The sequence below is a fragment of the Burkholderia sp. MSMB1826 genome (genome assembly GCF_001526325.1).
GTDB lineage: Bacteria > Pseudomonadota > Gammaproteobacteria > Burkholderiales > Burkholderiaceae > Burkholderia.
In genome coordinates, this window is sequence record NZ_LOYN01000016.1 from 134,032 (window position 1) to 141,203 (window position 7,172).

7 protein-coding genes and 1 pseudogene are annotated in these 7,172 nt (G+C 67.3%); 3 read left to right on the forward strand and 5 right to left on the reverse strand.

Features of this window, described 5'->3' with window-relative positions:
* Both WS95_RS10300 and WS95_RS10305 read right to left on the reverse strand, forming a co-directional pair.
* The gene (locus WS95_RS10300; protein WP_059823718.1) at positions 1-1,434 is read right to left on the reverse strand and encodes an MFS transporter; all 1,434 of its coding nucleotides are present in this window, start codon (positions 1,432-1,434) and stop codon (positions 1-3) included.
* Complete coding sequence (locus tag WS95_RS10305; RefSeq protein ID WP_059823720.1) at positions 1,431-2,159, reverse strand: flavin reductase family protein; 729 nt, start codon at positions 2,157-2,159, stop codon at positions 1,431-1,433. The genes WS95_RS10300 and WS95_RS10305 overlap by 4 nt, the downstream gene beginning before the upstream one ends.
* A gap of 210 nt (positions 2,160-2,369) precedes the next feature.
* On the opposite strand from WS95_RS10305, the gene WS95_RS10310 reads away from it, so the two are divergent.
* Both WS95_RS10310 and WS95_RS10315 read left to right on the forward strand, forming a co-directional pair.
* Complete coding sequence (locus tag WS95_RS10310; protein WP_034205626.1) at positions 2,370-2,696, forward strand: thioredoxin family protein; 327 nt, start codon at positions 2,370-2,372, stop codon at positions 2,694-2,696.
* A gap of 10 nt (positions 2,697-2,706) precedes the next feature.
* On the forward strand, positions 2,707-3,126 hold the full coding sequence (locus WS95_RS10315; RefSeq protein WP_059793622.1) for a secondary thiamine-phosphate synthase enzyme YjbQ: 420 nt from the start codon (positions 2,707-2,709) through the stop codon (positions 3,124-3,126).
* A gap of 55 nt (positions 3,127-3,181) precedes the next feature.
* Here the strand turns inward: WS95_RS10315 and atsR are convergent, their stop codons facing one another.
* The 3 genes from atsR to WS95_RS10330 all read right to left on the reverse strand — a co-directional run bounded on the left by atsR (position 3,182) and on the right by WS95_RS10330 (position 6,446).
* The gene (atsR, locus tag WS95_RS10320; RefSeq protein ID WP_059823722.1) at positions 3,182-5,005 is read right to left on the reverse strand and encodes a hybrid sensor histidine kinase/response regulator AtsR; all 1,824 of its coding nucleotides are present in this window, start codon (positions 5,003-5,005) and stop codon (positions 3,182-3,184) included.
* Position 5,006: 1 nt separating this feature from the next.
* Positions 5,007-5,510, reverse strand: a complete 504-nt coding sequence (locus WS95_RS10325; protein ID WP_059823724.1) for a molybdopterin-dependent oxidoreductase — start codon at positions 5,508-5,510, stop codon at positions 5,007-5,009.
* A gap of 63 nt (positions 5,511-5,573) precedes the next feature.
* Positions 5,574-6,446, reverse strand: a complete 873-nt coding sequence (locus WS95_RS10330; protein WP_034205623.1) for a response regulator — start codon at positions 6,444-6,446, stop codon at positions 5,574-5,576.
* A gap of 356 nt (positions 6,447-6,802) precedes the next feature.
* Between WS95_RS10330 and WS95_RS10335 the strand changes: the two are divergent.
* Positions 6,803-7,172: pseudogene (locus tag WS95_RS10335) on the forward strand (SEL1-like repeat protein); the annotation flags it as partial.

Genomic DNA, 7,172 nt, shown 5'->3' on the forward strand with positions numbered 1-7,172 from the left:
TTATCCGATCGGCCTCGGTGCGCCGGCCCGCGTGCCGGTGCCGGCCGTGCGCCACGCGAGCGCCGCGCCCGCGAGCTGCAGCGCGCTGCCCGTCAGCATCGCGACCCGCAGCCCCGACGCGCCGCCGCCGCACGCGTCGTACAGCGCGCCCAGCAGCGCGACGCCGAAGACCGCGCCGATCATCCGCGTCACGTTCATCAGCGATGCCGCCGTGCCGGCGCGCGCGGCGTCGACCGCGCCGACGGCCGTCGCGGCCAGCGAGCCGACCGCGAGGCCGAGGCCCGTGCCGGTCAGCGCGAGCCCCGCCTCGGCCCACGCGAGCATCGGCGCGTGCGGATTCGTCGACCCGGCCGCGCCGATGCCGATCGCGGCGAGCCCGAGCCCCATCAGCGCGACGCCGCCAGCGCCGGCAGTGCGTGCGCCGACGCGGGCCGCAACGGCACCGGAGCCGAACGACACGAGCGCGAACGGCACCGACATCGGCAGCAGCGCGAGGCCGGCGCCGCTGGCGTCGAGCACGTGGTGGCTTTGCCATGCGAGCGGCAGCACGAACAGCATTCCGTAGCCGCCGAACGTCATCGCGCCGTTGCCGACCAGCATCCCGCGGAACGTGCGATTCGCGAACAGGTCGAGCGGCACGAGCGCGGCCGTGCCGAGCCGCCGTTCGATCCGCACGAACAGCGTGATCGCGGCCACGCCGGTCCCGATCAGCAGCGCCGCGCGCAGGAGGGCGTGGCGCGCGTCGATCGTCGCGAATACGACGCAGCCGATCGCGATCGCACCGAGCACCTGCGCGGCTGGATCGAAGCGCCGGCCCTGCGGATCGGCCGATTCCGGCACGACGGCGCTAGCGAGTGCGATCGCGGCGATGCCGAACGGAATCACGACGCCGAAGATGCTGCGCCAGCCGAACGCGTGGATCAGCACGCCGCCGAGCGTCGGGCCGACGATCATCGCGATGCCGCCGCACGCGGCCCAGATGCCGAGCACGCGTGCGCGTTCGGCCGGATCGCGCCAGAGCACGCGGACGATCGCGAGCGACGCGGGGATCGGCAGCGCGGCGCCCGCGCCGGCGAGCGCGCGGCCCGCGATCAGCACGTCCAGCGTCGGCGCGAGTGCGCACACGACCGACGCGCCGCTCAACACAGTCGCGCCGAGCACGAATGCACGCCGCCGACCGTACAGGTCGCCGATCAGGCCGCCCGTAAGCAGCAGCACCGCATACGCGAGGTTGTACGCGTCGATCACCCATTGCAGCGCGCCGACGCGGGCGCCGAACGCGGCGCCGATCGGTTCGGTCGCGAGATTGACGATCGCCGTGTCGATCTGCGCGATCAGCACGGCGATGCACAGCGCCGGCAGCACGAGGCGGTGCCGGGCCGGCGCGGCGACATCGACCGCACGGGTGGCAGCAGGACGGCGTATCGGATTCACAGGCGTTCTCCCGCGCGCGTCATTACCGGTGCGCTACCGGCCAGCGTGCCAGCGTCGCGCGAACGCTCGATGTCGGGGCTGCGATACGCGCGTTCGGGAATCTCGGCGAGCCGCGACGGATGCACCTGCCGCGGCGCCAGCCCGTAGAACTTCTGGAAGCTCATGATCAGCGGCGACCACTTGTCCGGATCGATGCGGTCCGGATGACCGTCCATCAGCAGGTCGGGATGCACGTGCACGCGCTGGATGCGCAGCTCGAACACGCGGATGCGGCCGCGCAGGTCGGGCGTGTCGTCGCCGATTCCGTAGGTGGCCGCGACGACCGCCTCCATGTGCACCGGGCATTCGAGCGCGCGCGGCGGCGTGACGGTTTGCGATGCCGCTTCGGTCAGCCCGGCCGTGCCGAACTTGTCCGGTTCGAATACGTAGCCCTTCGCGCGTTTGCCGTCGGGTACCGGGTACGTGCCCGTCGTGCGCGCGATCCGGTCGACCGCGTCCGCCTGCGCCGACGACGGCAGGTTCAGCACGCATTCGCCGGTGCGCAGCAGGTTGCGGGTGGTCTGCGAACTGGCGGCGATGCCGATCACGCCGCGCCAGCCGAGCCAGAACGCGGACGAGATCGGCGCGAGATTGGCCGTGCCGTTTTCGTTCAGCGTGCTGACCAGCACGACGGGCGTGCCGAAGTAGAGGATGTTCGGTTCGGTGACGCAATGCGGCGCATTCATGGTCGAAGCCTCGTTGACGGGATCCGTTCCCATGCTGATCCCGTCGCGGCGATGCGGCGCTCCGATTCTTGTCGTGTCATTCCGGACGATGCGCGCGGACCGCGCCGGCAGCGCGCGGGCTTTTCCGCTACAGTAAGAAATCGAAGGCCGCACCCGCCCGCATCGCGCCGGCGCGCGCAGTCACGTTCCGCCAACGTACACGAGGGCCTGATGGACACCGAGCAACGCTATACCGCCAACGCGCCGACCCGCGCGGAAGTCGACGCATTGAGCGGCGCAACCGTCATCGAATTCGGCGCGAACTGGTGCGGGATCTGCGCAGGCGCGCAGCCCGCGATCGCGGCGTCGTTCTCCGAGCATCCTGCCGTGCGGCACCTGAAGATCGAGGACGGCCCCGGCCGTCCGCTCGGTCGCTCGTTCGGCGTGAAGCTGTGGCCGACGCTGGTATTCCTGCGCGATGGGGTCGAAGTCGCGCGGGTCGTGCGCCCCGCCGACGCGAAGCAGATCGAAGCCGAAGGCTTCGCCGCGCTGGGCTGAGGTCATGGCAATGCAACAGGCCATCACGCACGTCGGCGTCGATACGCGCGGCAGCGGCCTCGTCGAAATCACGCCGCAGGTACGGGCGTTCGTCGACCAGCAGGCGATCCGCACCGGCTTGCTTACCGTGTTCTGCCGCCACACGTCGGCGTCCCTGCTGATCCAGGAGAACGCGGATCCGTCGGTGCAGCGCGATATCGAACGCTATTTCGCGACGCTCGCGCCCGAGGACGACACGCGCTACGAGCACGACACCGAAGGCGCTGATGACATGCCCGCGCATCTGCGCACGGCGCTCACGCAGGTGCAGCTGTCGATTCCGGTCGAGCACGGGCGCATGGTGCTCGGCACGTGGCAGGGGATCTATCTGTTCGAGCATCGGCGCGCGGCGCACCGGCGCGACGTCGTGCTGCATCTGATCGGCGAGTAGACGAGCAGGCGAGTAGCAGGACGAGCGGGAACGCGTGATGCCGCGTGGGCGCGGCTCAGGCGAGCAGCGTCTCGACGAGCGCGCCGAGTTCGCGCAGGTGAACCGGCTTCGGCAGGAATGCGTCGAATACCCGCTGGTCCTCGCGCAGCGCTGCCGATTCATACGCGCTGACGCCGAGGATCGCAGGATGCCGGTCGTCGTCGTCGGGTTGCGCCACCGCGCGAATGCGCCGCGCCACGTCGAATCCGCTCAGGTCCGGCAGTTCGAGATCGAGCACGACGAGGTCGTAGCGGCCCGTACCGAAGCGCGCGACGCCTTCCTGCCCGGTGCCGCACAGATCGGCCTCGATGCCGAGCGCCGACAGCATCGCGCCGAGCGTTTCGCGCGCGTTGTCGTTGTCGTCGACCACCAGCGCGCGTCGCCCGAGGTGCGCCAGCACGGGCGGCAGCGCGGGCATGTCGGCCGCGCTGCCGCCCGTGCCCGTATCGATGTCGGGTACTTCGACGGGCAGCGTCACGACGAACTCGCTGCCTTCGCCGACCACGCTGCGCACGTCCACATGACCGCGCAGCGTCGTCACGATTTCGCGCACGACCGCGAGCCCCATGCCGATCCCGTCGACGTGCAGTCCGACCGCGTCGTTCGCGCGATAGAACGGCTCGAAGATTTTCGGCAAATGCTGCTTCGCGATGCCGGCGCCGGTGTCGCGCACGGCGATCCTCACCCGCCGGCCGGCCGCCGCGTCGGCGAGCGTGATCGCCACCGTGATCGAGCCGCCGGCCGTGTACTTGACCGAGTTCTCGATCAGGTTCGACAGCACCTGCCGCAGCAGCTTGCGATCGGAGCGGATCGCGAGGCCGGGCGGCTCGACGAGCTGAGTGACCGCGATCCGTTTCGCCGCGATCTTCTCGCGCAGCGGTTCGAGCACTTCGGCCAGCAGCGGCGCGATGCCGACGGTATCCAGTTCGGCGGCGCGCTTCGTCGAGCGCAGCTTGATGTAATCGGTGAGGTCCTTGACGAGCGCTTCGAGCGACAGCGCCGAATTCTGCAGCCGCCGGATCGTCTTCAGGTTCGCGTCGGACTGCGCTCGCGCGAGCAGGATCTCGATCGATCCGCAGATCGCCTGCAGCGGCGTGCGCAGTTCGTGGCTGACCATCCCGAGGAACGCGTTCTTCGCCTCGATCATCTCGAACGCGCGGTCGGACGCCTTGCGTTCCGCATCGAGCGCCGCGTGTTGCCGTTCGAGCAGGTCGTCGCGCGTGCGCATCGTATAGAGCAGCAGCAGGAACAATGCGCACAGGATCACGCCGAGCACGATGCCGAGGATCAGGATCGCGCGCTGCTTGTCCTTCAATTGATGGAACGTGAAATCGCGCTGCGACATTTCGATCGCGCGGAAGTAGTTCGCGAGGCCGTTGACCTTCGGCCAGTACGCGGTGACTTCGTCGATCACCTGCCGCGCCTGCTGCGGCGAATCGCGCAGCAGCGGCACCTCGCGCGTCAGGCGCGTCATGAATTCGCCGAGCGCGTCGATCTCGTTGCGCGCGCGCGGGATGCGCAACCAGTATTCGGACACTTCGGACGGCCGCTGCAGGAAGCCGAACGACACCGACAGGCTGTCGAGCTGCATCTGGACGTGATCGAAGTCTTCGTCCTCGTGCGTCGCGTACAGAATCAATTGCCGGTCGAAGCGCGTGTAGACGTTGCGGTACTGCGCGGCGGTCCAGAACACGCCTTCGCGCGGCCCCTCGAGCACGCCCTCGTTGACCGAGGTGGCGAGGAGATCCCACAGCAGGAACGCCCACGCGGCGAACCCCATGATCCACAGCGAGCCGAGGACCAGGATGACTTTTCTATTTTTCCATTGCCGCCGCGTCATTTCACTTCACGGTCAGACCGATGATCTGCCATGCGAACTTGGCTTCGCCGAGCGGCGTTTTCAGCTCGTCGGGATACTGGTCGCGCGGATACATGATCCACAGCGGGCCGTAGTTGTCGTTGCCGAGCACCTTGCCGTTCATCGTCCGCGCGAGGATCACGCCGTACTTGTCGGCGTCGGAGACGGGAATCGTGAACGTGTATTCGTCGATGCAGCGGAATTCGATCTGCGTGCCGTGCGCGCCGACCGTCTTCAGCACGTCGGACAGGCGCGGGCCGGTGAAGGTCGCCTTCGGCGTCCAGCTCGTCGACGTGACGATCGTATGCTGCGGCAGCGCCATCAGCGCCTGCTCGGAAAAGACGTAGGCCGTTTTCCCCTGCTGGTTGCTCTTGCCGATCTTGCCGTCGACGGTGAACGTGAACGACGAAGCGGCCCATGCCGCGGCGGCCATCCCGAGCAGGCAGGCCGTCAGCAGGCTTTTGGTCCAGATGGTCGAAATACGCATGTCTTTTCCCTCGGTCTGGTGGTGGGTGTAGCCGGTTGTCGTCCCGGCGTCGGTTTTCGGTTCTCAGTTCGTGGCCGCCGCGGCCGGCAGCGTGAGTTTCAATTCGCGGGCGACTTCCGCGAACAGGATCGGCAGGCGCACCGGCTTTTCTTCGCAGCGCGCGTTGTAGTGCGACACGATGTGCGCGATCTCGTCCTCGCTCGCTTCGCCGGTCGAGATCTTGCCGGTCAGCAGGAAGATCGGCGCGCCGCTGTTCTCGCTCGAGCGGATGCCGCGCACGAGTTCGGCGGCCGTCTGGTCGCCGAGCATCCAGTCGAGGATGTAGCCGTCGAAATCCTCGACTTCCAGCGCCTTGCGGAAGCTCGCGCCGTCGAAGTACGGAATCGCGTTCACGCCTTTCTCGATGAAATATTCGCAGACCGTTTCGGCGACGTCGTGCGAATCGTCGACCACGGCGATCCGCGCCGCGTACACGTTCGGCTGCGCCGAGCGCAGCTCGATCACGTCGACCGGATACGTGCGGCCCTCGCGTGCGTGCTGGCGTTCGGTGACGATCCATTCGCCCTGCCATTGCAGCGCGACGAAGTCCGTTTCGATCTGGCTGGTGGCCTTCGTCGAGATCGCGGCGCGGCAGCGCAGGCGCTTCGACTCGATCACGAACGTCGCGTCGATCATCTCCGCCGCGGCCGGCTGCGTGCCCTTGTCGTCGAGCAGGATCGCGGGCGGCACGCCGAAGTGCGTCGCGATGTCCTGCAACTGCGACAGGTTCCACGGGATCAGGCCTTTCATCTTGCGCGTGACGACCGAGAAGCTCAGGCCGAGCACGTTCGCGATCGTCGTGTTGTGACTTCGCGGCGGAATGCCGTTCCGGTTCAGGAGATCGCGCACCTTGTTGGCGGTGATGAGATCGACGTTGGCCTGCTCGGTGGTGGACATCTCGATGGGGTCTCCAAGGGTTTTGGCGAGGAAGAGCATATCAAAGCTGACGCACTACGCAAACTTTAAACACGCGAATGGTCTTGACATGCCATTTTTCTCCATTATTATTGCTCACCACGTCACTATTGTTTGCTGCGTCAGGTTTGGGATCGATACCGGCACAGTCGGATCAGCGCGAAGCGGCAGCAATGAAGCAGTGACGGAACGATTCGAAGAGAGAACCTGAGAGAGCCTTGGCAGCGTGTCGGCGTGCGCGGATTGTATCCGCTGCGCCGCGCGCGACCGGGTAAACGCTCGCGGGGATGGGATAGCTCGAAGAATTGCGGCGCCAATAAAACTTGAGGAAAGTACCCATGTATCGCCGTCTACTCGCACCGGGGCTGCTGTTGCTGTTGGCCGCGTGCGCGCAGGATCCGTCGGTTACCGCCGGCACGGTACGGATCTGCGACGACACAGGTTGTTCCGATCGCCCTAAAGATCAGGTCTCCTATCAAAAAAAGGACGATGCGGAAGACCGCGAGGACCCGCGCATCGCCGCGCTCAAGCAAACCGCGAAAACCCAGCCGAAGGCCGCCTACGATCTCGGCCTGCGCTACTTCCGCGGCGACGGCGTGCGCCAGGACAGCTACCAGGCGCTCAAGTGGATGCGCGAGGCCGCCGAACGCGGCGACCTGAACGCGCAGAAGGCGCTCGGCAGTTTCTACCTGTTCGGCCTCGAGGAAA

What these genes read in the sequence shown, in the direction of transcription:
- atsR (WP_059823722.1), bottom strand. Translation starts at nt 5,005, where the DNA reads ATGACGCGGCGGCAATGGAAAAATAGAAAAGTCATCCTGGTCCTCGGC.
- WS95_RS10330 (WP_034205623.1), bottom strand. Translation starts at nt 6,446, where the DNA reads ATGTCCACCACCGAGCAGGCCAACGTCGATCTCATCACCGCCAACAAG.
- WS95_RS10315 (WP_059793622.1), top strand. Translation starts at nt 2,707, where the DNA reads ATGCAACAGGCCATCACGCACGTCGGCGTCGATACGCGCGGCAGCGGC.
- WS95_RS10305 (WP_059823720.1), bottom strand. Translation starts at nt 2,159, where the DNA reads ATGAATGCGCCGCATTGCGTCACCGAACCGAACATCCTCTACTTCGGC.
- WS95_RS10325 (WP_059823724.1), bottom strand. Translation starts at nt 5,510, where the DNA reads ATGCGTATTTCGACCATCTGGACCAAAAGCCTGCTGACGGCCTGCCTG.
- WS95_RS10310 (WP_034205626.1), top strand. Translation starts at nt 2,370, where the DNA reads ATGGACACCGAGCAACGCTATACCGCCAACGCGCCGACCCGCGCGGAA.